This window comes from Salinivibrio kushneri, from assembly GCF_005280275.1.
GTDB lineage: Bacteria > Pseudomonadota > Gammaproteobacteria > Enterobacterales > Vibrionaceae > Salinivibrio > Salinivibrio kushneri.
The window spans coordinates 2,187,499-2,213,594 of sequence record NZ_CP040021.1 but is presented as its reverse complement, the minus strand read 5'-3'; the positions used below and the strand labels follow the sequence as shown (position 1 = coordinate 2,213,594).

Below are 26,096 nucleotides of genomic sequence, written 5' to 3'. Positions count from 1 at the left end.
CGATGAAGTCTCAATCTGGGTTTTCATTCTTAGAGATAATGATCGCGCTCGTGCTGGTCTCTGTCACGGGGTTAGGCCTGTATAGTCTCACCGCAGAGATTGAAGCTCGGCAATATAATGCCAAGCTCGCCGAAGGGGCCATGCATATTGCCAATGATCAACTCGCCCTTTGGCAGCGCATCAACACCGATACACCTTGCTCAGCAAAGAATGGAGAAAAGGTTCAGCTTTCAAATATTGCTGGTTGCTTGATTGAAACCAAAGAGACGCCTTACCAACTAAAAGCGGAAACCACAAAAACCTTGATGGGGGAGACAGGCCCTTATGCTAAACAGTTGGAAGTCATCGTAAGTTGGAAAGATAGTCGGGGGGTGTCTCAGTCACTAATCTTTTATTTTACCGCCTCTATCCATCGTCATGGTTAAGCTGAAACCCCGTCAATTCACCTTTTTTGTATGCTTTTTGTTCGCCTAGAAAGTTTTTCTTAAAAACCCCTTGCGTCAAAAAATCACCTCTCTATAATGCGCTTCTCGTTGGCACGGCAAACCGCGCTAACAACGGCAAAACAGCCAAGCAAACAAAACGCTTGACTCATTGCTAAAGTGGCGTAAAATGCCACTCCCGCTCAACTTTGAGCGGCGCTCTTTAACAATTTGACCTATGCAATCTGTGTGGGCACTCGTTAAGAATAGACAAAAAGATTTATTCGATGAACTGAGTGACCAAACGACAACTTTTACAGTTGTTCGGCACAGTCAATTCGTTTGTCTCTTCGGAGATAAACAGTAATCAGTATTCATTGAGCAGTTTCTACGGAAACACCAAACTTAAATTGAAGAGTTTGATCATGGCTCAGATTGAACGCTGGCGGCAGGCCTAACACATGCAAGTCGAGCGGAAACGGCAGCATTGAAGCTTCGGTGGATTTGCTGGACGTCGAGCGGCGGACGGGTGAGTAACGGCTGGGAACCTGCCCTGACGCGGGGGATAACCGTTGGAAACGACGGCTAATACCGCATAATGTCTTAGTTCATTACGAGCTGGGACCAAAGGTGGCCTCTACATGTAAGCTATCGCGTTGGGATGGGCCCAGTTAGGATTAGCTAGTTGGTAAGGTAATGGCTTACCAAGGCGACGATCCTTAGCTGGTTTGAGAGGATGATCAGCCACACTGGGACTGAGACACGGCCCAGACTCCTACGGGAGGCAGCAGTGGGGAATATTGCACAATGGGGGAGACCCTGATGCAGCCATGCCGCGTGTGTGAAGAAGGCCTTCGGGTTGTAAAGCACTTTCAGCAGTGAGGAAGGTGGTGTACTTAATAAGTGCATGGCTTGACGTTAGCTGCAGAAGAAGCACCGGCTAACTCCGTGCCAGCAGCCGCGGTAATACGGAGGGTGCGAGCGTTAATCGGAATTACTGGGCGTAAAGCGCATGCAGGCGGTTTGTTAAGTCAGATGTGAAAGCCCGGGGCTCAACCTCGGAACCGCATTTGAAACTGGCAGGCTAGAGTCTTGTAGAGGGGGGTAGAATTTCAGGTGTAGCGGTGAAATGCGTAGAGATCTGAAGGAATACCAGTGGCGAAGGCGGCCCCCTGGACAAAGACTGACGCTCAGATGCGAAAGCGTGGGTAGCAAACAGGATTAGATACCCTGGTAGTCCACGCCGTAAACGCTGTCTACTTGGAGGTTGAGGTTTAGACTTTGGCTTTCGGCGCTAACGCATTAAGTAGACCGCCTGGGGAGTACGGCCGCAAGGTTAAAACTCAAATGAATTGACGGGGGCCCGCACAAGCGGTGGAGCATGTGGTTTAATTCGATGCAACGCGAAGAACCTTACCTACTCTTGACATCCAGAGAACTTTCCAGAGATGGATTGGTGCCTTCGGGAACTCTGAGACAGGTGCTGCATGGCTGTCGTCAGCTCGTGTTGTGAAATGTTGGGTTAAGTCCCGCAACGAGCGCAACCCTTATCCTTGTTTGCCAGCACGTAATGGTGGGAACTCCAGGGAGACTGCCGGTGATAAACCGGAGGAAGGTGGGGACGACGTCAAGTCATCATGGCCCTTACGAGTAGGGCTACACACGTGCTACAATGGCAGATACAGAGGGCAGCGAAGCTGCGAAGTGGAGCGAATCCCTTAAAGTCTGTCGTAGTCCGGATTGGAGTCTGCAACTCGACTCCATGAAGTCGGAATCGCTAGTAATCGTGGATCAGAATGCCACGGTGAATACGTTCCCGGGCCTTGTACACACCGCCCGTCACACCATGGGAGTGGGCTGCACCAGAAGTAGATAGCTTAACCTTCGGGAGGGCGTTTACCACGGTGTGGTTCATGACTGGGGTGAAGTCGTAACAAGGTAGCCCTAGGGGAACCTGGGGCTGGATCACCTCCTTACTGACGCTATTGTTGCGAGTGTTCACACAGATTGTATAGGTTGAAAGTCAAAGAGATACGAATGCCTTAGTAAAAGGCTCGTACCTTAGATGGGTCTGTAGCTCAGCTGGTTAGAGCGCACCCCTGATAAGGGTGAGGTCGGTGGTTCAAGTCCACTCAGACCCACCAATTTCTTCTGATACTGCGTTAGTGCATTCCTCGTTTAGCGAACTAAACGTCGAAATACACTGCCTTGCCTCAAAAGAAATTGGTACCAGCATCTAAGGGGTTCATGATGGGGCTATAGCTCAGCTGGGAGAGCGCCTGCCTTGCACGCAGGAGGTCAGCAGTTCGATCCTGCTTAGCTCCACCACTTTTTAAGCGCATTTATGATGATAAGTGTCTTTAAAAAGTGGTTTATCGTATTGATGGATTCACATGCTCTTTAACAATCTGGAAAGCTGACAAGTCATTCTTAAAGAATGACAGTAAAGTTCTCAATCAGTGACAGAAATGTCACTCACACAATCAAGTGTGCTTGGGCTTTGTCTTATTTGATAAGCAAAGTCTCTATTTTGAGTCCGGCAAAAACAAAACCTTAATTGGTTGATGATTCAACACTGAGTGGTTTTGCGACGCAGATTTCTTTTTAAGACAGTCTCGACGTAAATAAAACCTCTTGGGGTTGTATGGTTAAGTGACTAAGCGTAGACGGTGGATGCCTTGGCAGTCAGAGGCGATGAAGGACGTACTAACCTGCGAAAAGCGATGGTGAGCTGGTAAGAAGCATTTGAGCCATCGATGTCCGAATGGGGAAACCCACCTGCATAAGCAGGTATCTTAGCGTGAATCCATAGCGCTAAGAGGCGAACTCGGGGAACTGAAACATCTAAGTACCCGAAGGAAAAGAAATCAATTGAGATTCCGGCAGTAGCGGCGAGCGACCCCGGAGCAGCCCTTAAGCGGCTTAGGCGTTAGGTGAACAGGTTGGAAAACCTGGCAATAAAGGGTGATAGCCCCGTAACCGACGGCGCCTTAGGCGTGAAAACGAGTAAGACGGGACACGTGATATCTTGTCTGAATAGGGGGGGACCATCCTCCAAGGCTAAATACTCCTGACTGACCGATAGTGAACCAGTACCGTGAGGGAAAGGCGAAAAGAACCCCTGTGAGGGGAGTGAAATAGAACCTGAAACCGTCTACGTACAAGCAGTGGGAGCCTCTTTTATGGGGTGACCGCGTACCTTTTGTATAATGGGTCAGCGACTTAATGTAAGTAGCTAGGTTAACCGCATAGGGGAGCCGTAGGGAAACCGAGTCTTAACTGGGCGACAGTTGCTTGCATTAGACCCGAAACCGAGTGATCTAGCCATGGGCAGGTTGAAGGTTGAGTAACATCAACTGGAGGACCGAACTCACTAACGTTGAAAAGTTAGGAGATGACCTGTGGCTAGGGGTGAAAGGCCAATCAAACTCGGAGATAGCTGGTTCTCCCCGAAAGCTATTTAGGTAGCGCCTCGGACGAATACTACTGGGGGTAGAGCACTGTTAAGGCTAGGGGGTCATCCCGACTTACCAACCCTTTGCAAACTCCGAATACCAGTAAGTGCTATCCGGGAGACACACGGCGGGTGCTAACGTCCGTCGTGGAGAGGGAAACAACCCAGACCGCCAGCTAAGGTCCCCAAGTTATCGCTAAGTGGGAAACGATGTGGGAAGGCTCAGACAGCCAGGATGTTGGCTTAGAAGCAGCCATCATTTAAAGAAAGCGTAATAGCTCACTGGTCGAGTCGGCCTGCGCGGAAGATGTAACGGGGCTAAGCGATACACCGAAGCTGCGGCAATGTCCTTATGGATATTGGGTAGGGGAGCGTTGTGTAAGCTGTTGAAGGTGTGCTGAGAGGCATGCTGGAGGTATCACAAGTGCGAATGCTGACATGAGTAACGATAAAGGGGGTGAAAAACCTCCTCGCCGGAAGACCAAGGGTTCCTGTCCAACGTTAATCGGGGCAGGGTAAGTCGGCCCCTAAGGCGAGGCCGAAAGGCGTAGTCGATGGGAAACGGGTTAATATTCCCGTACTGCTGCTTACTGCGATGGGGGGACGGAGAAGGCTAGGTGGGCCTGGCGATGGTTGTCCAGGTTCAAGTGCGTAGGCTGATTTCTTAGGCAAATCCGGGAAATCAAGGCCGAGACACGATGTCGAGCCACCAAGGTGGTGAAGTCATTGATGCCATGCTTCCGGGAAAAGCCTCTAAGCTTCAGGTAAGTAGCAACCGTACTCCAAACCGACACAGGTGGTCGGGTAGAGAATACCAAGGCGCTTGAGAGAACTCGGGTGAAGGAACTAGGCAAAATGGTACCGTAACTTCGGGAGAAGGTACGCTGCCCGCGGTGAAGTCCCTAGCGGATGGAGCTATGGGCAGTCGCAGATACCAGGTGGCTGCAACTGTTTATTAAAAACACAGCACTGTGCAAAATCGAAAGATGACGTATACGGTGTGACGCCTGCCCGGTGCCGGAAGGTTAATTGATGTGGTTATCGCAAGAGAAGCCATTGATTGAAGCCCCGGTAAACGGCGGCCGTAACTATAACGGTCCTAAGGTAGCGAAATTCCTTGTCGGGTAAGTTCCGACCTGCACGAATGGCGTAATGATGGCCACGCTGTCTCCACCCGAGACTCAGTGAAATTGAAATCGCAGTGAAGATGCTGTGTACCCGCGGCTAGACGGAAAGACCCCGTGAACCTTTACTACAGCTTGGCACTGAACATTGAGCCTACATGTGTAGGATAGGTGGGAGGCTTTGAAGCGGCGACGCCAGTTGCTGTGGAGCCATCCTTGAAATACCACCCTTGTATGTTTGATGTTCTAACTTAGCCCCATTATCTGGGGTGAGGACAGTGCCTGGTGGGTAGTTTGACTGGGGCGGTCTCCTCCCAAAGAGTAACGGAGGAGCACGAAGGTGGGCTAATCACGGTCGGACATCGTGAGGTTAGTGCAATGGCATAAGCCCGCTTAACTGCGAGAGTGACGGCTCGAGCAGGTACGAAAGTAGGTCATAGTGATCCGGTGGTTCTGAATGGAAGGGCCATCGCTCAACGGATAAAAGGTACTCCGGGGATAACAGGCTGATACCGCCCAAGAGTTCATATCGACGGCGGTGTTTGGCACCTCGATGTCGGCTCATCACATCCTGGGGCTGAAGTCGGTCCCAAGGGTATGGCTGTTCGCCATTTAAAGTGGTACGCGAGCTGGGTTTAGAACGTCGTGAGACAGTTCGGTCCCTATCTGCCGTGGGCGTTGGATGATTGAGGGGAGCTGCTCCTAGTACGAGAGGACCGGAGTGGACGAACCGCTGGTGTTCGGGTTGTGTCGCCAGACGCATTGCCCGGTAGCTAAGTTCGGCACAGATAAGCGCTGAAAGCATCTAAGCGCGAAGCTGGCCCCGAGATGAGTCATCCCTAGAGCTTCGAGCTCTCTAAAGGGTTGTCGTAGACTACGACGTTGATAGGCAGGGTGTGTAAGCGCTGTGAGGCGTTGAGCTAACCTGTACTAATGGCCCGTGAGGCTTAACCATACAACACCCAAGCGGTTTTGGGTTGGACTCAAAATAAAGCCAGTTGATTGTGGCGAGAACGAACAGCTTTCTAGATTAGGTGTTTTGACTGAAAAGTAAAGACACCCCAAATTTTGCTTGGCGACCATAGCGCTTTGGACCCACCTGACTCCATGCCGAACTCAGTAGTGAAACGAAGCAGCGCCGATGGTAGTGTGGGGTCTCCCCATGTGAGAGTAGGACATTGCCAAGCTTTGATTATAAATTGCGCCTACTGCTTGTGATTTTTGATAGCTGCGATGCTCATGTATTGGCATACACTGCGCGTCTCGCTTCAAAACTCCCTGCGCATAGTTCGCAATTTAATTATCAAAGCAATGATATGTAAGACTTTGATGAGACAGAATTGGTGCGGAGTGGTAGTTCAGTTGGTTAGAATACCGGCCTGTCACGCCGGGGGTCGCGGGTTCGAGTCCCGTCCACTCCGCCACTACTTAGAAGCCCTAGCTGAAAGGCTGGGGTTTTTTTCGTTTAAGCTCCCCTAAGCCTGACGTCTTGGTCGCGGCTGGATGGCCAGCCCCGCCTTGCAGTGCGCGTTGACTCCCGTCCACTCCGCCACTATTTAGATTGGAAACCCTAGCTGAAAGGCTGGGGTTTTTTTCGTTTAAGCTCCCCTAAGCCTGACGTCTTGGTCGCGGCTGGATGGCCAGCCCCGCCTTGCAGTGCGCGTTGACTCCCGTCCACTCCGCCACTATTTAGATTAGAAACCCTAGCTGAAAAGCTGGGGTTTTTCGCGTTTAAAGCGCCCCTATAGTGTTTAGGGTTATTGCTGGAGAATAAAAGACATAAAAAAAGCGCCTTGTGGCACTTTTAGTGGTTTAGGCCATCCCTTGGATGACCACAAATTTTTCTAGGAGCTGATCCTCAGTCTCGACATTATCAGGGTCGGTGATAATGCACTTGGAGATCGGGCAGACCGACTGACACGTTGGTTTGTCGTAATGGCCTTTACACTCGGTGCATAAATCAGGCTCGATCTTAAAGATCTCGGAACCCATAGAGATGGCCCCGTTGGGACACTCGGGTTCACACATATCGCAGTTTATGCATTTATCGGTGATGAGTAGTGCCATATTACTTACCCGATGGGTTACGCGTATCCTGGCCTGATTGTAGGTTACGCATCAGTAGCGCGTACTCTAGATCCATATCAGCGGGCACGGGAATAAACACGAAATGGCCGCTGCCTTTGGCATCGTCGATCGCTTCTGATTTTCGGTTTTCCATCGCCTCTAAGGTGAAATGCACATTGCCGCGTGGCGTCATCAGCTCAAGGCTGTCACCGAGCATAAATTTGTTTTTCACTTCCACTTCAGCCAGATCGCCACGGCGCTTGCCAGTGAATTCGCCGACAAATTGCTGCTGTTCAGAAATTGAATAGCCGTAGTCATAGTTTTGGTAGCTATCGTGGGTATGACGACGCAAAAAGCCTTCAGTATAGCCCCGATGTGCAAGGTTCTCGAGGGTATTCATCAGGCTCTCATCGAACGGTTTACCGGCCACGGCATCATCAATTGCTTGGCGATACACCTGTGCTGTGCGTGCGCAGTAATAGAAAGACTTAGTGCGACCTTCGATTTTTAGCGAGTGCACGCCCATTTGGGTCAAGCGCTCAACGTGCTGAATGGCGCGCAAGTCTTTTGAGTTCATGATGTAGGTGCCGTGCTCATCTTCGTACGCGGCCATCAACTCACCTGGGCGTCCGCCTTCTTCGAGCAATACCACATCATCAACCGGCTCGCCTTTACCCAGGGTTGGGGTCACTTCTTGAACTTGTACGACTTGGCCTGCGTCGTCTTCTTTGCCTTTATGAACTTTGTAGTCCCAACGGCAGGCATTGGTGCAGGTACCTTGGTTTGGATCGCGCTTATTAATATAGCCTGACAGCAAACAACGACCAGAATACGCCATGCATAGCGCGCCGTGAACAAACACTTCAAGCTCCATATCGGGGCAGTGTTGGCGGATGTCTTCGATCTCTTCCAGTGATAGTTCACGCGATAAGATCACACGCTCAACCCCTTGCTGCTGCCAAAATTTGACGGTCGCCCAGTTAATCGCGTTGGCTTGCACGGAAAGGTGGATTGCCATATCAGGGAAGTGCTCACGCACCATCATAATCAAGCCAGGATCCGACATGATCAGCGCATCAGGGCCCATATCGATAATCGGCTTGAGATCGCGAATAAAGGTTTTGAGCTTGGCGTTGTGCGGCTGAATATTACAAACCACGTAGAATTTCTTACCCTGTGCGTGGGCTTCATCGATGCCGATTTTCAGGTTCTCGTGGTTGAATTCATTGTTGCGCACACGCAGGCTGTAGCGTGGCTGACCGGCATACACGGCGTCGGCCCCGTAGGCGAACGCATAGCGCATATTCTTTAGGCTACCGGCGGGAGAGAGTAATTCTGGCGTAAACATAATTCCAAGCTTGAGTCTGAGTATAAGTCAGGCACCTTCACGTTGAAGGTGAGTGTGGGCGCCATTTTACTGTGACATTGCCCACACTACCAGCCGAATTTACCTAATCTTTGTAGGGATTAGTTAGTCGGTTTTTAAACCGCCTAAAGCCGTGAATAAGCCTTCTAATAACGTGTCGAGCTCGCCGCACATCAGCGATAAGTCAGCATCAAGGCGGGCGGCAACATCTTCTCGGTCGATGTCAGCGTTTTGATCGCGGATCTCTTCAGAAAATTTCAGGCGCTTCAGGCTCAAATCATCGCCTAATACGAAGTCGATTTGCTCTTGCCAGTCCATGGATAACTTGGTGACTTGTTTGTCTGCCTCCAAGTGCGCCTGAATTTCGTCACTGGTGAGATCTTGCTGTTTGCATTTTATCACCCCACCTTCTTCGAGTAGCGCTTTCAGTTCTGCCTCATCACCGAGGTGAAAGCCTTGCGGCGCTTGGCCTTGCTTCACCCATTCGGTCATCGCGTGCTCTGCTGGGGTCTCGGTTTCAACCGGCACGACGGGTAAGCTGCCGATGGATTTTCGTAATAGCGCGAGCAACTCTTCGCCTTTTTTGATGCTGGCTGCATCAACTAATACTAGGCCTTTATCGGCCATGATCAAGGCACACATCTGGCTTTGGCGCGTGAAGGCACGTGGCAAGAGCTCCATGACCACATCGTCTTTTAGGCTGTCTTTCTCGCGCTTTTTCAGGCGTTGCCCTTGAGCTTGCTCCATGGCGTCGACTTTCTCTTCCAAAGCGTCTTTGATCACCGACGCGGGAAGCAACTTTTCTTCTTTGCGAGCGCGGATCAGGATATTGTTACCGCTGACATGCGTAAGCATATCGCCGTGCTTACCCAGCGCATTGTCCCAACCAAATTTTTGCATGTCCTGGCTGCCACAAGGGGTAAAGTCGAACTCCTTGAGCTGGCTTTCCAATTGGGTTGGATCGAGAGGAATATCACGGGTAAGACGATAGACGAGTAAATTCTTAAACCAAATCATGGCGAGGCTTTATCCATCCTGTTGTGAGAAAGGCAACATGGTATTGCATTCACTCTCGAATGTCGCTGCAATTAGCGTAGAATTTAACCCTGCTCGCGACTTCAGCGAGACAAACTTGCCCAACTTCCTCAACGAATGGATTACCTCAGTTGTGTTAAAAATCATTCATACCTCCGATTGGCACCTTGGTCATCAGCTGCATGGTTATGATCGCCAATATGAACATCAAGCTTTTCTCGATTGGCTTAAGCAATGTCTTATTGATGAGCAAGCCGATGCCTTATTGGTGGCGGGAGATGTGTTTGACAGTGCTAACCCACCCGCCAGTGCTTGGCGGATGCTGTATCGATTTTTAGCTGACATTGCCAAAGCACTGCCAGACTTAAATGTAGTGATCACTGGCGGGAATCATGACTCACCTAGCAAACTCGACGCCCCACACGAGCTACTTAAAGCCTTTGATTTACACTTAATTGGTGCCATTGCGAGAGATGGAGATGGCGATTTAGATACTGAACGTATGCGAGTGCCAATTACCGATAAGTCAGGCGAGGTCGCGGCTTGGGTATTGGCAGTGCCTTTTTTGCGAAGTGGTGATTTACGTACAGAAGGGCTCGATGAAAAGGACGATCGGCTTATTGAGGGAGTGCGAGCTATTTATCAGCAAACGGAGCAAGCGGGACGTGAGAATGCGCGCGCTGATCAGGCATTGATAGCAATGGGCCATGTGTATATGGCCAGTGGCGAGTTATCAGAGATGTCAGAGCGACGCATTCTGGGGGGGAATCAGCATGCGTTGCCGGCAGATATTTTCAGTGAGGATATTGCTTATGTCGCACTCGGGCATTTGCACTTAGCCCAGCAAGTGGCGAAACAATCTCGGATCCGTTACTGCGGCTCACCGATTCCGCTATCGTTATCAGAGCGCCACTATCGGCATCAAGTACTAGCCGTGACGCTTGAAGACAACCAGCTACAAAGTGTGGTGCCACATTATGTGCCGCGTGCGGTTGATTTATGGCGAGTGCCGGAACAGCCCGCACCGCTGGAGACGGTACTCGACGCCTTGGCGGGGCTCACGCTTGAGCCTTTACCGCTGTCGCAGCAGCCTTTGCTTGATGTCCCTGTTTTATTGGATAAACCCCAGCCGATGTTAAGAGAAAAGATCTTAGCCGCGCTAGAGAGTAAACCCGTACGGCTTGCCAAAATTACCCCTCATTATCGAGAACAACCACAAACAAGTGGCTTTCGGCAACAACGGTTATCTGAGGTTGAGCCTTATCAGGTACTGCGTCATGGCTGGCAGCAAAAGTATCAAGGTGAACCGGATACGGCGTTATCAGCAACGTTTTCTCAGTTATTGGAGCAACTGGAACAGGACGAGGATCAATAAACGATGAAAATCCTGGCATTACGTGGCGAGAATTTGGCCAGCATTCAACATCCGTTTGTATTGGACTTTTCACAAGGACCACTGGGTGACAGTGGCTTATTTGCGATCACAGGCAAGACGGGCGCGGGAAAGTCGACGCTTTTGGATGCGATTTGCTTGGCGCTTTACGACAAGATCCCGCGCTTTCAGTCCAATAAAAAACATGATGCGGATATTGGCTTGGGCGACCCGACCACTCGGGTTAAAGCCAATGATGTGCGTAGTATCTTATCGCGTGGTAAAGGCGAGGGGTACGCAGAGGTTGATTTTGTCGCCTATGACGGCAGTCGTTGGCGCGCACACTGGTCGGTACGCCGGGCGCGGGGCAAGGCGGATGGCCGCATACAGGCGAGCGAGCATTGGTTGGAGAACCTCGCCACAGGCCAACGTATTGCCGGTAAAAAACAGGAAGTACTCAGTGAAATAGAGCGCTTAGTGGGGCTGAGCTATGAACAGTTCCGCCGTGCGGTGATGTTGCCGCAAGGGGATTTTGCCGCTTTCTTAAAAGCGTCTGCTGATGATAGAGCGGCCTTGCTTGAACGGATGACAGGCACTGAGATATATAGCCGACTGTCGCAAATGGCACACGAGCGGGCCCGCGATGAAAAGCAAGCACTGGATCAACTGACCCAACAGTTGGGCGATATTCAGTTACTCACGGATGATGAAGAACAGCAACTGCACCAAGAGCAGGCGCAATGCCAGCAGCACATTCACGATTTACAAACTCAGCTGAGAAAACTCAACGACTACCGCCAACAACACACGCACCTTGCCCAAGCGCAGCAGGGTGTCGAGACGGCTCAGCAGGCGCTCGATGAAGCGAGTGAAGCGCGAGAAGGCATTGCCGCGCGGCGAGAGGCGTTGGATGAGATAGAGCGAGTGCAAGTGGCGCGCGACGACTGGCAAGCGGTGCAAACCAGCCAGTGGCAACGCCAAGCGCTCACACTCGAAAGCCATCAACTCGCTCGCGAAGAGCGCGAGATTGCGCAAGCATATGAACAAGAAGCCGAACGCTGGCGCGCCGCCAACCGAGCATTGGCTGAGGCCGAGCAATATTGGGCGGATATTGAGCCTAAAGTGCGTGAGGCGCAGCAAATCGATACGCAATTGTCCGGCATTGAGCGGCAAATGCACGATCAAAACGTGGCGTTGAATGAGCAGCAGCAAAAGTATCGTCATGCTCACCAGTCACTCGTCCATGCGCGCGAACAAGCCGAGCAACAGCAACGTCGCGAGAAGGCGTTAGAACAAGAAATCGCGCAATATGGTGACTTCTCGCATGTGGCGGAGCACTATCAGCCGGTGTTCGATAACCTGCGCCAGTACCTCGATTGCCAAGACACTCTCTCGGCGCTGCAAGAAGAGTATCAAGCCCGTCATCATCAGCAGCAACATTGGCAGCCGCAACGTGACAAGTTGGACAAAGACATTGCCCAAGTGGATGACAGTAGTGCGCAGCTGAAAGCCAAGCGACAAGCGCTGGAGCCTGAGGCGCTGCAGGCAAATCAAGACGCAGATCAGGCACGGTATAGCAAGTTGCACACGCAAAAGCAGCAGCAAGAAGCGGTGCTCAATGAGGGGAAAAACTGGCAGTATTGGCAAGAGCGCTGTCAGCATAATCAAGCGGAGCTGGAAAAACACCAAGCATTGCTTGCGGACAGCCAAGCCCATTTAGCCCAATTGAAAGACACACTAACCCGTGAGCAGGCTCAGGTGGAGGAGGCTCAAAACAGCCTTCAACAAGCGATGGCGGTGGTCGAGCTTGATGATCTTCGCCAAACCTTACACGAAGGGGATCCTTGTCCGCTCTGTGGGGCCACCGAACATCCTTATCTACACCATGCCCCCGCGATTGAAGGCATGATCGCCCAGCAGCAGGCGCGTGTAGACGCCTTACAAGCCTCGTATAACCAGCACAATGCCGAATACTATTATTGGCAGAAACAGCACCAGCAAAGCCAGCACGCGTGCGCCGAGCTGAGAGAACAGGGAGCTGTTTGGCAGGCTGAGCGACAGCAATGCGAACGCGAGGTGTCTGCCGCGATCGCTGAGCTGGATGAAGCCATCGACTTATCACGTCCACTCAGTGACATCCTCGGCGAGATTGACGCACAGGCGCAACAAACCTATGCCGAGTATCAAACCTGTTATCAAGCGATGACGGAGCGCCAACAACAGCTTGCGCACGTGCAACAAATGGATACGGCCATCGCGGAACTCCAACATGCACGTGAGCAGCGAGTGGCACGACGTCATCAACTTGATCAGTCACTGACTGAGTGTGAGACACGACTCAACGCGATTGATGAGCAATGGCAACAGCAACACGCGCAACTCACGCGCGTCAGCCAATCGTTGGATCAGCAGTTAGGTGCTGGGCAATGGCTGGCGAGCCTGCAACAGGTGGGGGCGGCGCATTATATCCGCCAGATGGAGCAAAAAATTCAGGCCTACCAGGCGCTGCAAGATGAAAAAGCGGCGCTTGCTGAGCACAAACAACAAAGAGAGACCGAACTGGCCACGCTCTCGCAGCAGTGTCAGAGCTTGTCGGAAGATATTCAAGCACGGCAAGCGCAATTGGTTGTGTTGGCGCAAGAGCATCAACAACAAAGTGTCGAGCGCCAAGCACTGATCCCGCAATCAGATTTAGAGGCGTTGGAGCGAGAATATAAAGCCGCCATCGACGGGCAACGGGCGCAACGTAACCACGCTGAGCAGGCGTATACGCAGGCCAGTGAAAAGCGCGCGGGCGTACAGGCGCGCCAGCAAACTCTCGATACCCAGCAGCGTGAGGCGGACCAGCGCTACCGCGCAAGTGTTAGACGTTGGATCCAATGGCAGCCGGAGCTTGGTGTTCATCAGTATGATTTAATTACCGCACTTTCTTACAGTGAGGCATGGCGAGCCAATGAGCGACAGGCTATCAGCGACGTTGAGGCGCGTTATCAAGAAGCAAAAACACGCCTTGATGAGCGTCAGCAACAGCTTAGTCATTGTCAGCAGGCCATCGCTGATGCAAGTGCTTGGCTAGCGACGCAGCAACTCTCGGAGGATGAGGCATCACTTAGCGCGCAGCAAGCGAGTTGGCAACAAGCACTTGAAGAAAACGAGCAGCGGCTCTTCACCCTCCGCCATCAATTGACGGAGTCGGAAAAAGCCAAACAGCAAGCCGGCTCGCTGACCGAAAAAATCGAGGGACAGAGGCAGCAAACCGAGCAATGGTTGAAATTGGCCGACCTGATAGGCTCTGCCAGTGGCGCTAAATTCCGTAATCTTGCGCAGTCGTTAACCTTGTCCCAGCTGGTCGAGATTGCCAATGAGCACTTGGCGTCATTGTCACCACGTTATGCATTGCAAACGGTACCGGATAGCTTGCTGGCGCTACAAGTGGTCGATCATGATATGGGTGATGAGGTGCGCAGTGTCGAATCACTGTCTGGCGGAGAGAGCTTTTTAGTCTCGCTCTCGCTGGCGCTAGCACTGGCCTCTTTAGCGGCAGATACCCGCCAGCTTGGCTCATTGTTTATTGATGAGGGCTTCGGCACCCTAGATCCTGACAGCTTAGAAATGGCGCTCGCCTGCTTGGACACTCTGCAAGCGGATGGCCGACAAATTGGGGTGATTTCGCATGTGAATACGCTGGTTGAACGGATTGGTGCGCAAGTGCGCGTAGATAGCCAAGGTGGTGGCGCAAGCAGAGTCATGGTGACAGAGCAAGGTGTTGGCTAGGTCACAGCCTGTCGACACAAGGGGAAAATAGCTCGCGCTGGGTCACAAAAATGTCATAATAAATCCACATAATGGCGCCAGTTCAATGATAACACTAGGTAATTATCATGGTTAGACGGATTCTCGTTGTTGAAGACGAAGCCCCCATTCGCGAGATGCTTTGTTTTGTGCTTGAACAAAAAGGTTATCAAACGGTTGAGGCAGAAGACTACGATTCGGCACTGGCGCAAATATGCGAGCCTTACCCAGAAATGATCCTGATGGATTGGATGTTACCTGGTGGATCGGGGCTCAATCTTATTAAGCACTTAAAGCGGGAAGAGTTGACCCGACAGATTCCTGTGGTGATGCTGACCGCACGGGGCGAGGAAGAAGACAAAGTGCGAGGCCTGGAAGTAGGCGCAGATGACTACATCACCAAACCTTTCTCGCCGAAAGAGCTGGTGGCGCGATTAAAAGCGGTGATGCGCCGTGTATCGCCGACAACCTTGGATGATGTTATTGAAGTACAAGGGTTGAAACTTGACCCTGTCTCGCACCGAGTGACCGCCAATGATGAGCCGCTAGACATGGGGCCGACCGAGTTTAAGCTGTTGCACTTTTTCATGACCCATCAAGAGCGTGTATATAGCCGCGAGCAGCTACTCAATAACGTGTGGGGCACCAATGTCTATGTTGAAGATAGAACGGTCGATGTGCATATTCGTCGTTTGCGCAAAGTGCTAGAAGCCGGTGGGCACGCTAAATTGGTACAAACGGTACGCGGCGCTGGATACCGCTTTTCAACACGTAGTTAAATCCGGCCTACATCAGGTGTAGGCTGCATGGAGACGCAATGGTCGAACGACTGTCTTGGAAGAAGCTAGCCTGGGAGCTGGCTTTTTTTTATTTACCTTGGTTTATTATAGGCTGGCTGTTTGGTGGCCTACCTTGGCTATTGCTTGGCGCTACCGTTGCCATGCTGCTTTGGCACCTGCATCAGCAGGTCAAGCTGTCCGATTGGCTTTGGAAAGACAAAAGCCTGATGCCACCCTCTGGCACCGGCTCCTGGGAGCCTTTGTTTAATGGGATTTATCGCTTACAAAAGCGTAATCGTCGTCGCCGTAAGGAGCTGGCGAATCTGATTCGTCGCTTTCGCAACGGGGCGGAATCTTTACCGGATGCGGTGGTGGTGTTTGAGCGTGACGGTGCCATTGTCTGGTGTAACAAATTAGCCCAAGAGCTGCTTGGCTTGCGTATGCCTGATGATAATGGTCAGCATATCAGTAATCTTATCCGCGCCCCTGAATTCGTCAGCTATATAGCTGATGCCAACTACGATGTGCCGCTTGAGATGCGCTCTCACCTTAATAGCGCGCGCACACTTGAGTTCCGGACCATGCCCTATGCGGAAGGCGAGTATTTGATGGTGGTGCGTGATATCACTCAGTTGAAGCAACTGGAAGGGATGCGCCGCAACTTTTTCGCCAATGTTTCACATGAGCTACGCACGCCGATGACGGTGTTACGTGGCTACTTAGAAATGACGGAAGATCCAGAGATGGTCGTCGGTCCCATGTGGCCCAAAGCACATGGGGTGATGACCGAGCAATTGTCCCGGATGGAGTCACTGGTGGAACAGCTTTTGACCTTGTCTAAAATTGAAGCAGCGGCCAAGCCTGAGTTGGATCATCTTGTCGATGTGCCAGCCATGCTTGATGTGCTACAAAAAGAAGCCCAAGCTTTAAGTGGTGATAGTGAGCATGTACTCACGTTTGAAGTCGATACCAGCCTTAAAGTAAAAGGCAATGACGACCAATTACGCAGTGCGATTTCCAACCTAGTTTATAACGCAGTAAAGCATACTCCGCCCAAAGCTGGGATCACTGTGCGTTGGTATCGCGCAAGCAAAGGCCCACGCTTGGAAGTACAGGACAGTGGCGAGGGTATCGCGCCGCAACATCTGGATCGGTTAACCGAGCGTTTTTATCGGGTAGATAAAGCCCGCTCCCGTGAAACGGGTGGCAGTGGCTTAGGGCTGGCGATTGTAAAACATGCGCTCAGTCATCACGATGCGGAATTAGATATTCAAAGTGAACTCGGGGTAGGGAGCACGTTCTCCTTTACCTTACCGGAGCGGTTAGCATGTTAAAGCGGTTTTTGGCCACAGCCTGCCTGCTATTGAGTGTGGCGAGCCTTAGTCATGCTGACACCCTGCCTGATTATCAACGTAGCAGTGGTATATCCGGTAACTTGAGCTCAGTGGGATCAGATACCCTAGCCAATATGATGGCCGCTTGGACGGAAGGGTTCAAACGGTTGCATCCCGGAGTGAATATACAGCTACAAACGCCAGGCTCTGCCTCCGCCGCCCCCGCGCTGGTGGAAGGGACAGCCCAACTTGGCCCCATGAGTCGTCCGATGCGGGTCAGTGAAGAAAATGCGTTTCAAGCACGTTTTGGCTATCCTCCTACCGCGGTCCCCGTTGCGGTGGATGCGATGGCCGTCTATGTCCACCAAGATAACCCTTTACGCGCCATCAGCTTTCAACAGCTGGATGCGGTATTTTCTCGCACGCTTTGGTGTGGCGCGAGTCAGCCGGTGGCAACCTGGGGGCAATTGGGCTTATCAGGCCGTTGGGCCAACCGAGATTTACAATTATTCGGCCGCAACTCGGTATCCGGTACCTATGGTTATTTTAAGCAAGCCGCGTTGTGCCGTGGGGATTTTCGTGCCGATGTGAATGAGCAGCCTGGCTCGGCGTCAGTGGTGCAGTCGGTGGCCTCTTCGCTGAATGCTATCGGGTATGCAGGAATTGGTCATCAGGCCTCTGGCGCGCGCATGTTGGCGATTTCACACCAGGGAAAAGCGGCGATAAAGCCCACCCCTTCAGCGATTCGAACGGGTGAGTACCCCCTTACCCGTTATTTATATTTGTACATCAATAAAGCCCCCAATCAGCCGCTGGCGCCCCTTGAATCGGCATTTATGCGTTATATTTTGTCGGCGCAAGGGCAGAAGGCGGTGAGCCAGCAAGGCTATATTCCCTTGCCGGCTCAAGCGGTGCGCGCGCAAAGACAAGCACTAGGGCTGGATGCATCGCTAAAAGACTAGCTGCGAGATAATCGGCTTGTGAGGGACTCGGCGTTGCGCAAGCGAACGCTTGGCGCGCGCTTAGTCACTAAAAGTCAGCGTCCAGTTTACGGATTGCCAGTATTGCTTTTCGGCTTCCAAATCCGCCGCGAGCAAGCGGTTTTCTTGCAACCACCCTGTCGGGAAGGTGAGCTGCCATGCCCCTTTCTTGTCGACACTGAGATCAATCTCTGGCAAGGCCTCGTCGTTACGCTGTGAATGCAACACACAGGCTAACCGTAGTGCGCAAATCAGCGTCTCGATGAGCTTAGGTTTAAACAAGGTAAACTTAGGCATCTCGTTGAGCTTTAGTGCCTTACGATGGAAGCGCGCGAGGGTGGCAAGCACGGTTTGCTGCTCTTGGTTAAACCCAGGTAAATTGGTATTGCGCAAAATATACGCAGAATGCTTGTGGTAGCCAGGATAACCAATGCTTAACCCCACTTCGTGCAGCAGCGCAGCCCAATTCAAAAGCCCGGCGAGCTCTGCTTTTTTGCTGCCTTTATCCGGCTCGGCTTGCGCATAAAAATACGCCGCTGTATGTTGCACGCGACGGGCGTGACTCAGGTCGATGTTGTAGCGTGCTGCCATATCATCCGTCGTGCGACCACGGATATCGGTACGCTGAAAGCGGTCTTCCATTTCATAGAGCAACCCTTCACGTAGTGCACCATCAGAGAAGCGCATCGATTCGATGGCAAGCGCATCAAATATCCCAGAAAGAATCGCGACGCCGGCGGCGAAAACCGGTTGGCGGTCAGCCGACAAGCCGGGCAAGTCGATACTGTCGCTGTTTTTAAATTTCAGCAGCTTTTCGATCAGGTTATCTAACCGCTTACGGGTGATAATCCCATCTTCATCACCGAGGCCGATAATCACTTCACGAATCGCTTTGATGGTGCCTGACGCACCGAGTGCCACTTGCCAGCTGGCTTGGCGGTATTGAGACGCTAAGCTTTCTAGCTTTTGTTGGGTAGCCAGCTGTGCGGCGGCAAATTGCTTAGGCGTAATGTTGCCTTTGGGGAAAAAGCGCTCGTTATAACTGACACAGCCAACCCGTTTACTGTTAACTAGTGCGGGCTCAAAGTTATCCCCGATCACTAATTCTGTACTGCCGCCCCCAATATCAATCACTAATTTTCGGCCAACGTTTTGCTGCGTATGGGAGACGCCCATATAAATAAGACGCGCTTCTTCCTCCCCAGAAATGATTTCAATCGGGTAGGGTAAAACCTGTCTCGCCCGTTCGATGAAGGTGTCGACATTGCGCGCTTGGCGCAAGGTGTGGGTAGCGGCGATACGGACATTTTCCATGTCGAGGCCGTTCAACCGCTCAGCAAACATGGCTAAGCACTCGACACCACGGCGGATCGCCTCATCACTGAGGCGATGTTGTTCATCCAGCCCGGCGGCCAGTCGCACACGTTGTTTATGACGACTCACTATCTGCAGTCCTTCGCCAACGACGCGCGCGACGACCATATGAAAACTGTTAGAGCCGAGATCAACCGCTGCGATTTCGCGAGGCTTATTTTTTGACTGGGGGTGTGTCATGTTGCAACTTTTCCGCGTTTTTGAGTTCTTGGCGCTCCACGTGTTTAAGGTAATCATAGATCTCGGTTTGCGAGCGGATCTTCTTTTTGTTACCGCGTTTTACGTAGGCGTTAGACATGGCTTTATCGATAACGCGGGCTTTCGCGCGATCGGAAAATTGAATTTCTAAGATCGCCATGATGCGATCTTTCAGTCTGGGATCGCGAATGGGTGCCCCAACCTCAATGCGGTTATCGATGTTGCGGGTCATCCAATCGGCAGACGAAATATACATATCACGTTCGCCGCCGTTTTCAAAGGCAAACACGCGGGGGTGCTCTAAGAAGCGGTCGACAATACTGATCGCTTTGATATTTTGACTGACTCCTTTAACCCCTGGCACCAGCGAGCACATGCCGCGCACAATAATGCGGATTTTCACCCCTTCATTGCTCGCTTTGTAAAGCAGGTTCACCAATCCTTTGTCGACCAGGTTGTTGACCTTGAGGGTAATACCAGCCTTACGCTTGGCCTGTGCATGTTCAATTTCACGTTCAATCAATTTATACATACGCCGCCGCGAGTTACGTGGCGAGACAATTAAGTGATTGAACTTAACAGGACGGTAGGGATTTTCAATAAAATCAAAGACTTTACGAATTTCTGATGTCAGCTGTTGATCCGCGGTAAATAAGGCAAAATCGGTATAAATACGCGCTGTTTTCTCATGAAAGTTGCCTGTGCCAATGTGACCATAATCGCGCAGCACCCCGTCTTCACGACGAGAAATCAAACACAGTTTCGAGTGAATTTTGAGCCCAGGGGTGCCAAACACTACTTTTACACCAGCATCCGTGAGCACCCGTGACCACTCGATGTTAGCCTCTTCGTCAAAGCGCGCCTGGAGTTCAACGACCACGGTGACACGCTTGCCATTGTTGGCGGCATCAATCATTGAGTTAATGATGCGGGAGTTTTTCGCTACGCGGTACACATTGATACGAATACTGCGCACCTTAGGGTCAAAGGAGGCCTGGCGCACCAGCTCGGTCATATGCCGGAAGGTATGGTAGGGATAATAAAGGAGAATATCGCGTTGGCGAACGGCCTCAAATGCGTTGTTTTGTAGTTGAAAATCTGCTGACTCGAATGGGGGCAGAGGCGGGTTTTCCAGGTATTTACGCCCCACATTCGGAAAGCCAATAAAATCGCGAAAGTTGTGATAACGCGCACCCGGTAAGACACTGTCGTAGTCGGAGATTTTTAATACCTGAATCAACTTGCTCACCATTTCTGGCGGCATATCGCGTTGATAAACAAACCGAACGGGCAGGGCGGTTAAACGCTGATCCAAGCTTTCTGACATATTCTCAAGCAGGCTGTGCTCCACTTCATTGGTCAGATCGTATTCTGCGTCACGGGTCATTTTCATCGCGTACGCTTCGACCGTGTCATAGTCGAAAAAGCCACTAAAAATTTGGTCTAAACACAAACGAATGATGTTATCGAGTAAAATGATGGTTTTACGCTGCCGTTTTCCTTTTGGCTCAGGGACTTTAACAAAGCGTTCTAGCTCATCAGTGGGGATCTCTATCAGCGCATACTTGGGCTCTTCCCCTTCTTTTTTCAGCTGAACGGCGAGGTAAGAATAGGCGTCTTTCAAAAAGCTTAAAACATCGACGTCTTTGTTAAGCATGATTGGCGTGATGTAAGGCAAAATATTGCTTCTAAAATAACGCCTTAGCCACTGGGCTTGATGGTCAGAGAGTTGACGTTCGTTGACTAAAAAAATGTGGCGGCGGGCCATTTCTAGCAAGATATCATTGTAAAGATGATCAAAGTCTTGGTTCAGCTTGACGACTTTCGCTTGAATCTTGCTCAACAACTCTTTGGCATGACTTTCTACTCCCCGCTCCTCATCAATGATGATGCGCCGTTTCACGTCGGCAAACCGTACTTGATAAAATTCGTCAAGGTTGGATGAAAAAATGCCTAAAAACCGGACTCGCTCAATAATCGGGACGCTTTTGTCTGCAGCTTCTTGCAAGACACGTTCATTAAAAGAAAGCCAGCTAAGTTCTTTGTCGACATGATAAGAGTCTAAAGTCATAACGCGTAAGAAAATCCTGTTCTACTGAATAAAATTGCTGTCAAAATCGACAATCAAGTCGTCTGACAGCGTTTCAAGGGCTTCATGCAATACGTTAATGTCCGCCGTTGGTGGGACAGTTAAATAAAAATCTGCGGTGAAAATTTGCCCGCCCGTATTGGCGGCACTTTGCGTTTGGGTGTTGAGTTTGTTGATGGTGACGCCATGAGCGGCGAGCAGTTGGCTGAGCGTTTGAACGATGCCACGCCTGTCGTTGCCTGTCACCGACAAGGTATGGGTGATCGGAGACGGCGAAGCGGGTGTCGCATCGGCGATCAGCAGCTGCAAGCCATCGAGCGCGCGTAACGAATGAACCAAGGCATCAGCGTACGTGTCTGATACCGAAATGTGAATGATACCGGCAAATTGCCCTGCTAGCTGACTGAGCCGACTGGCTTGCCAGTTGCCATGATGGCTGAACACTGTGTGTGATATCTGATCAACCAGGCCTGCGCGATCTGGGCCGACTAAGGTGATAACAAAGTGTTTCATGCGTGATCCTTACGGCGATTGTTCAGACAATTATTGAGGTCAGTCAAGGTGTTGTCTATGCTGCGAGAGGCTAAACTCACGAAAGTGTGCCCAATATCAACTTGGGCAAGCCTAAAGCCCGTTTGTTGCATATTTATTGCGTGGCAACCAAGTCACTAGGCGTGAATGACCGCGCGCGATACACTAAAGGAAAGCGCCGCAACGCGTTGATCCTTACGGGCTATGACAGGATACCGCTGTCACAAAATTGTCATTGTAATGACATACAATGCAGGGCTTGCTCAATAAAAAGAGGCACGAATGACCCACTCTTCACCATCATTAACGGATACCCGACCGGCGCGGCGGTTTAAAGATAAACTGACTCGCCAAACGGTACGTCTTGGTGGCGTGATGGTATTAGTGACCCTGCTGCTTCTTTTCTTCTACTTACTCACAGTGGTGGTACCGCTTTTTCACCAAGCGAGTGTCAGCTTGAGTGAGCGTTTTAGCGTAGCCACTCCCGGCGTGCCTCAATACATTGGCGCCGATACGCGCAATCAGTTGGCGTATGGCTTGGATGATCGAGGGGTGTTAACCGTAGTCAAGCGCCCGTCACGGTCTGGGACGCCCGCAGCCAGCGCCGTGCCACGCGCGCAAACGGTATTACAGCAGCCGTTATCCAGCATGGATAAGCCTGCGATAAGCCGCGTCGAAGCATCTACGCCGTTTTTGGCGGTAGAAAAGACACCAGGGCGCGTGGCTGTTTGGCAATTACGCTTTCGTACACAGTATCAAGCTGACGCTTCAGTGGTCCCTCAATTGTCCACTATGCCGGCCTTTGGTCGTGAGTTGATAGTGGACGCGAGCGCGCAGCCGCTTAACCAGCTTACTGTTGCGGTGCCGGATAGTTTACATGGTCAAACCATCCCGCCAGTGCTGGCTGCCGTTACCCAGGATAACCGCCTGGTCGTCTATCGGGGTACGCAAAAAAGCACGGTGCCCCTTTCACAAGCCGTTGACCATATTGCGTTATCAGGAGACGGACAGCGCTTGTTTGTCCATCAACAAAATCGCTTAGCGATTTGGCGCTTAAAGGGAAACGATCTAGCCTTGCGCGAAACGGTCAATCTCGACAATGTCGTCACCAGTCCGGTCACGAAAATGGCGATGCTAGCCGGGGGGCGCTCTTTGCTCCTTCAGCACCAAGACGGCACAGTGACACAATGGTTCGATGTGGTGAAAAATGGCGAGCCGTCGTTAACCGAAGTACGCGCGTTTTCGCCGGGAGAGGGCGTGGCGCGTCTTGCACCAGAGCGTCACCGCAAAAGCATGGCGACGGTGGATGAAACCGGACGACTCAGCCTGGTGCATGCCACCAGTAAAAAGGTGCGCCATTTCGATGCTCAGTTTACCGCGCTGCCTGATGCTTTGGCGTTTACGCCTCGCGCAAACGGGCTGATTGCTGTGGTTGACAGTCAATGGCAATGGTTGACTGTTGACAACCCTCACCCAGAAGTGAGTATTCACTCGCTATGGCAGAAAGTGTGGTATGAAGGGTATCCGTCTCCCCAATATGTGTGGCAATCGACCTCTGCGGATGACAGCTTTGAAGCGAAACTGAGCGTGGTTCCGGTGATCTTTGGAACCTTAAAAGTCGCCTTGGTTTCTTTAATTTTCGCAGTGCCGATGGCGATAGGGGCAGCCATATACACGGCTTACTTTATGTCATCTGGCTTACGGCGTTGGGTGAAGCCGACGGTGGAAACAATAGAAGCGTTACCCACCGTCATTATCGGCTTTTTGGCCGGCTTGTGGCTGGCACCTTGGGTTGAATCGCACATTGCTAGCGTCTTCTTGCTGCTCTTGCTTATCCCTCTTGTTTTGCTTGGGCTAAGCGGGGTGTGGCGCATGATCCCAAGGTATGTGCGACGCCGCTTACCTGATAACGCACAAATTGTGGTCATCATTCCGGCCTTATTGCTGGTGGGCGTATTCGCCGCGTACCTGGGGCCATGGGTAGAGCAGCTGTGGTTAGGGGGGGATGCACGCCAATTTATCACATATGAGCTTGGCATCGGCTATGACCAGCGCAATGCGTTGGTCGTGGGTATCGCGATGGGCTTTGCGGTGGTCCCAACCATTTTCTCGATGGCCGAAGATGCGATTTTTTCGGTGCCTCCACACCTTAAAAACGGTGCCTTGGCCTTAGGGGCAACACACTGGCAAACCTTGACCCGGGTGGTGTTGCTTACCGCGAGCCCAGGTATTTTTTCTGCTGTGATGATGGGTTTTGGGCGCGCGGTGGGTGAAACCATGATCGTGCTGATGGCTACTGGCAATACGCCGATCATGGATTGGAATTTGCTCGAAGGATTACGTACCTTATCGGCCAATATCGCGGTAGAAATGCCGGAGTCTGAAGTGGGTAGCTCCCATTATCGGGTGCTGTTTTTAACCGCTTTTATTCTTTTTGTCTTCACGTTTGTCTTTAACACATTGGCAGAGCTGATCCGTCAGCGTTTGCGTGACAAGTACAGCAACCTTTAACCGAGACGAGAATGCGCATGCGTCCATGGATAAAATCTGGCACTCCCTGGGTTTGGATGACGGCCGGAATGGTCAGTGTCAGTCTGATCGCGATTCTCGGAGTGCTGTTATTGCTCGGTTATCGAGGCTTAGGCTACTTCTGGCCGACACCAGTCACCAGCTTTGAAGTGAAGAGTGAGCAGGGGGTAGAAACCGTGGTCGGACAAATTTACCGAACCGACCAGGTTGATGCGACGCAGCTTGAAGATGCCGGTGTTGCATTGCCAGCCTATCGCCAGCCTAGCTACCAACGTTTGGTAGTTAAAACCGGTAATCGAGAACAAGCGGGCATTGATTTTCGTCAGCTACTTGCGTTTCAGATCAAAAGCCAGCACACGCCAGTTGAAATGGCGATGATCGAGCGAAGTGAAAATGGCATGTTTTATGGTAAGCCTCAAGCATACGTCGACGCCGGTGGCCACCGACATGCATTAGTGCTGTCTGAACTTTATCAACGCTTGGAAGATTTAGCGGCGCGTCGCGCGGTGATCAATGACATCGAGCAAGTACACTTAGCGGGTGTTAACTATCGGCTGGAGCAATTGCGGCTGGAGGAAAAGTCCCTCTCATTAGACAGCCAGCTAAACACGGCAGACAAAAAACGAATCGATAAGCGTCGTTCACAGCTGCTATCGCAGTATCATCAGCTAGAGAAAAAGCTTAAACAGTTGCGAGAAAAACAACAAACAGGCGCGCTGGTTGTTGAAGATAGCCACGGTGATGCTGTTGCGTTGCCACTGCAAAATGTGATTAATGTTTGGTATCCCAACGCCATGAGTGCGGTTGAGAAGCTTGAATTTTGGGGATACCAGGTCGCGGCCTTCTTATCGGAACCACCACGAGACAGTAATGCCGCGGGGGGCGTTTTTCCCGCGATTTTTGGCACCGTTTTCTTGGTGCTGTTGATGTCAGTGATTGTCACCCCGTTAGGGGTGCTCGCCGCGGTATATCTTCACGAATACGCACCAAAAACGGCATTCACGCGTATTATCCGCATTGCCGTGGTTAACCTCGCCGGGGTACCGTCAATTGTTTACGGGGTGTTCGGGCTAGGCTTTTTTGTCTACTTTATCGGTGGCACCATTGATGATCTGTTTTATCAAGCGGCTCAGCCTGCTCCAGTCTTTGGTACGCCAGGCATTCTCTGGTCGGCACTGACATTGGCGATCCTCACTTTACCTGTGGTGATTGTGTCCACAGAAGAGGGGCTCGCCCGAATTCCGACCAGTGTCCGCCATGGTGCCTTTGCCCTTGGCGCCACCCAATCAGAAATGCTCTGGCGGGTGGTTCTGCCGATGGCCAGTCCTGCGATGATGACAGGGTTGATTTTAGCGGTCGCTCGTGCAGCCGGAGAAGTAGCGCCCTTAATGTTGGTGGGAGTGGTTAAGGTCGCTCCCTCTTTGCCAGTGGATGGAAACTTCCCGTTTTTGCACTTAGAGCGGAAGTTCATGCATCTGGGCTACCATATTTATGATGTCGGCTTTCAAAGCGCGCACATCGAAACGGCGCGGCCTTTGGTATACGCCACGTCATTTTTGCTTGTGTCAGTGATCGTGGCGCTCAACTTGTCCGCGATTGGTATTCGTCATTACTTGCGTGAAAAGTATCGCGCATTGGAATTATAACGAT

Annotated in this window: 14 protein-coding genes, 3 tRNA genes and 3 rRNA genes; 14 read left to right on the top strand and 6 right to left on the bottom strand. The window is 51.5% G+C overall.

The window, feature by feature from the left end:
* Nucleotides 1-2: 2 nt before the first annotated feature.
* The 7 genes from FCN78_RS10330 to FCN78_RS10300 all read left to right on the top strand — a co-directional run bounded on the left by FCN78_RS10330 (nt 3) and on the right by FCN78_RS10300 (nt 6,424).
* Nucleotides 3-425: a type IV pilus modification PilV family protein gene (locus FCN78_RS10330; protein ID WP_077659724.1), complete on the top strand. Its 423-nt coding sequence runs from the start codon at nt 3-5 to the stop codon at nt 423-425.
* 404 nt (nt 426-829) lie between these two features.
* Nucleotides 830-2,398, top strand: a 16S ribosomal RNA gene (locus FCN78_RS10325).
* A 91-nt stretch (nt 2,399-2,489) separates the two neighbouring features.
* Nucleotides 2,490-2,566: transfer RNA gene (locus FCN78_RS10320), tRNA-Ile, on the top strand.
* 108 nt (nt 2,567-2,674) lie between these two features.
* A tRNA-Ala gene (locus FCN78_RS10315) sits at nt 2,675-2,750 on the top strand.
* Between the two features lie 318 nt (nt 2,751-3,068).
* A 23S ribosomal RNA gene (locus FCN78_RS10310) occupies nt 3,069-5,955 on the top strand.
* Nucleotides 5,956-6,071: 116 nt separating this feature from the next.
* Nucleotides 6,072-6,187, top strand: a 5S ribosomal RNA gene (gene rrf, locus FCN78_RS10305).
* Together the 16S, 23S and 5S rRNA genes with 3 tRNA genes alongside form the textbook arrangement of a ribosomal RNA operon.
* 160 nt (nt 6,188-6,347) lie before the next feature.
* A tRNA-Asp gene (locus FCN78_RS10300) sits at nt 6,348-6,424 on the top strand.
* 388 nt (nt 6,425-6,812) lie between these two features.
* Here the strand turns inward: FCN78_RS10300 and FCN78_RS10295 are convergent.
* The 3 genes from FCN78_RS10295 to rdgC form a co-directional block, all read right to left on the bottom strand.
* Entirely contained in the window at nt 6,813-7,067 is a 255-nt protein-coding gene (locus tag FCN78_RS10295; RefSeq protein WP_077659379.1) for a YfhL family 4Fe-4S dicluster ferredoxin, read from the bottom strand.
* Between the two features lies 1 nt (nt 7,068).
* Entirely contained in the window at nt 7,069-8,415 is a 1,347-nt protein-coding gene (trhP, locus tag FCN78_RS10290; protein ID WP_077659378.1) for a prephenate-dependent tRNA uridine(34) hydroxylase TrhP, read from the bottom strand.
* A gap of 123 nt (nt 8,416-8,538) precedes the next feature.
* Nucleotides 8,539-9,447: a recombination-associated protein RdgC gene (gene rdgC / locus FCN78_RS10285; RefSeq protein ID WP_198534764.1), complete on the bottom strand. Its 909-nt coding sequence runs from the start codon at nt 9,445-9,447 to the stop codon at nt 8,539-8,541.
* Between the two features lie 40 nt (nt 9,448-9,487).
* Here rdgC and FCN78_RS10280 point away from each other — a divergent pair, with 40 nt between their 5' ends.
* The 5 genes from FCN78_RS10280 (at nt 9,488) to FCN78_RS10260 (ending at nt 17,707) form a co-directional block, all read left to right on the top strand.
* Nucleotides 9,488-10,843: an exonuclease SbcCD subunit D C-terminal domain-containing protein gene (locus FCN78_RS10280; protein ID WP_077659377.1), complete on the top strand. Its 1,356-nt coding sequence runs from the start codon at nt 9,488-9,490 to the stop codon at nt 10,841-10,843.
* Between the two features lie 3 nt (nt 10,844-10,846).
* The gene (locus tag FCN78_RS10275) at nt 10,847-14,614 is read left to right on the top strand and encodes an AAA family ATPase (protein WP_077659376.1); all 3,768 of its coding nucleotides are present in this window, start codon (nt 10,847-10,849) and stop codon (nt 14,612-14,614) included.
* Nucleotides 14,615-14,721: 107 nt separating this feature from the next.
* Entirely contained in the window at nt 14,722-15,411 is a 690-nt protein-coding gene (phoB, locus tag FCN78_RS10270; protein WP_069363277.1) for a phosphate regulon transcriptional regulator PhoB, read from the top strand.
* Between the two features lie 38 nt (nt 15,412-15,449).
* Entirely contained in the window at nt 15,450-16,745 is a 1,296-nt protein-coding gene (phoR, locus tag FCN78_RS10265) for a phosphate regulon sensor histidine kinase PhoR (RefSeq protein ID WP_069363276.1), read from the top strand.
* Complete coding sequence (locus FCN78_RS10260; RefSeq protein ID WP_069363275.1) at nt 16,739-17,707, top strand: PstS family phosphate ABC transporter substrate-binding protein; 969 nt, start codon at nt 16,739-16,741, stop codon at nt 17,705-17,707. Before phoR ends, FCN78_RS10260 begins: the two co-directional genes overlap by 7 nt.
* Before the next feature lie 60 nt (nt 17,708-17,767).
* Here the strand turns inward: FCN78_RS10260 and ppx are convergent, their stop codons facing one another.
* Genes ppx through FCN78_RS10245 form a run of 3 tightly spaced genes read right to left on the bottom strand, consistent with a single transcriptional unit; the run spans nt 17,768 to nt 21,899 of the window.
* Entirely contained in the window at nt 17,768-19,279 is a 1,512-nt protein-coding gene (gene ppx, locus FCN78_RS10255; protein ID WP_077608116.1) for an exopolyphosphatase, read from the bottom strand.
* Complete coding sequence (gene ppk1, locus FCN78_RS10250) at nt 19,254-21,368, bottom strand: polyphosphate kinase 1 (RefSeq protein ID WP_069363273.1); 2,115 nt, start codon at nt 21,366-21,368, stop codon at nt 19,254-19,256. The genes ppx and ppk1 overlap by 26 nt, the downstream gene beginning before the upstream one ends.
* A gap of 21 nt (nt 21,369-21,389) precedes the next feature.
* Nucleotides 21,390-21,899 carry a glycine cleavage system transcriptional repressor gene (locus FCN78_RS10245; RefSeq protein ID WP_069363272.1) on the bottom strand — a complete coding sequence of 170 codons (510 nt, stop codon included), beginning with the start codon at nt 21,897-21,899 and terminating at the stop codon, nt 21,390-21,392.
* Nucleotides 21,900-22,199: 300 nt separating this feature from the next.
* Here FCN78_RS10245 and FCN78_RS10240 point away from each other — a divergent pair, with 300 nt between their 5' ends.
* Nucleotides 22,200-24,428 (top strand): ABC transporter permease subunit, encoded by a 2,229-nt coding sequence (locus tag FCN78_RS10240; RefSeq protein ID WP_077659375.1) that lies wholly within the window; start codon nt 22,200-22,202, stop codon nt 24,426-24,428.
* A 17-nt stretch (nt 24,429-24,445) separates the two neighbouring features.
* Nucleotides 24,446-26,092, top strand: a complete 1,647-nt coding sequence (gene pstA / locus FCN78_RS10235) for a phosphate ABC transporter permease PstA (protein ID WP_069363288.1) — start codon at nt 24,446-24,448, stop codon at nt 26,090-26,092.
* Nucleotides 26,093-26,096 lie beyond the last annotated feature (4 nt).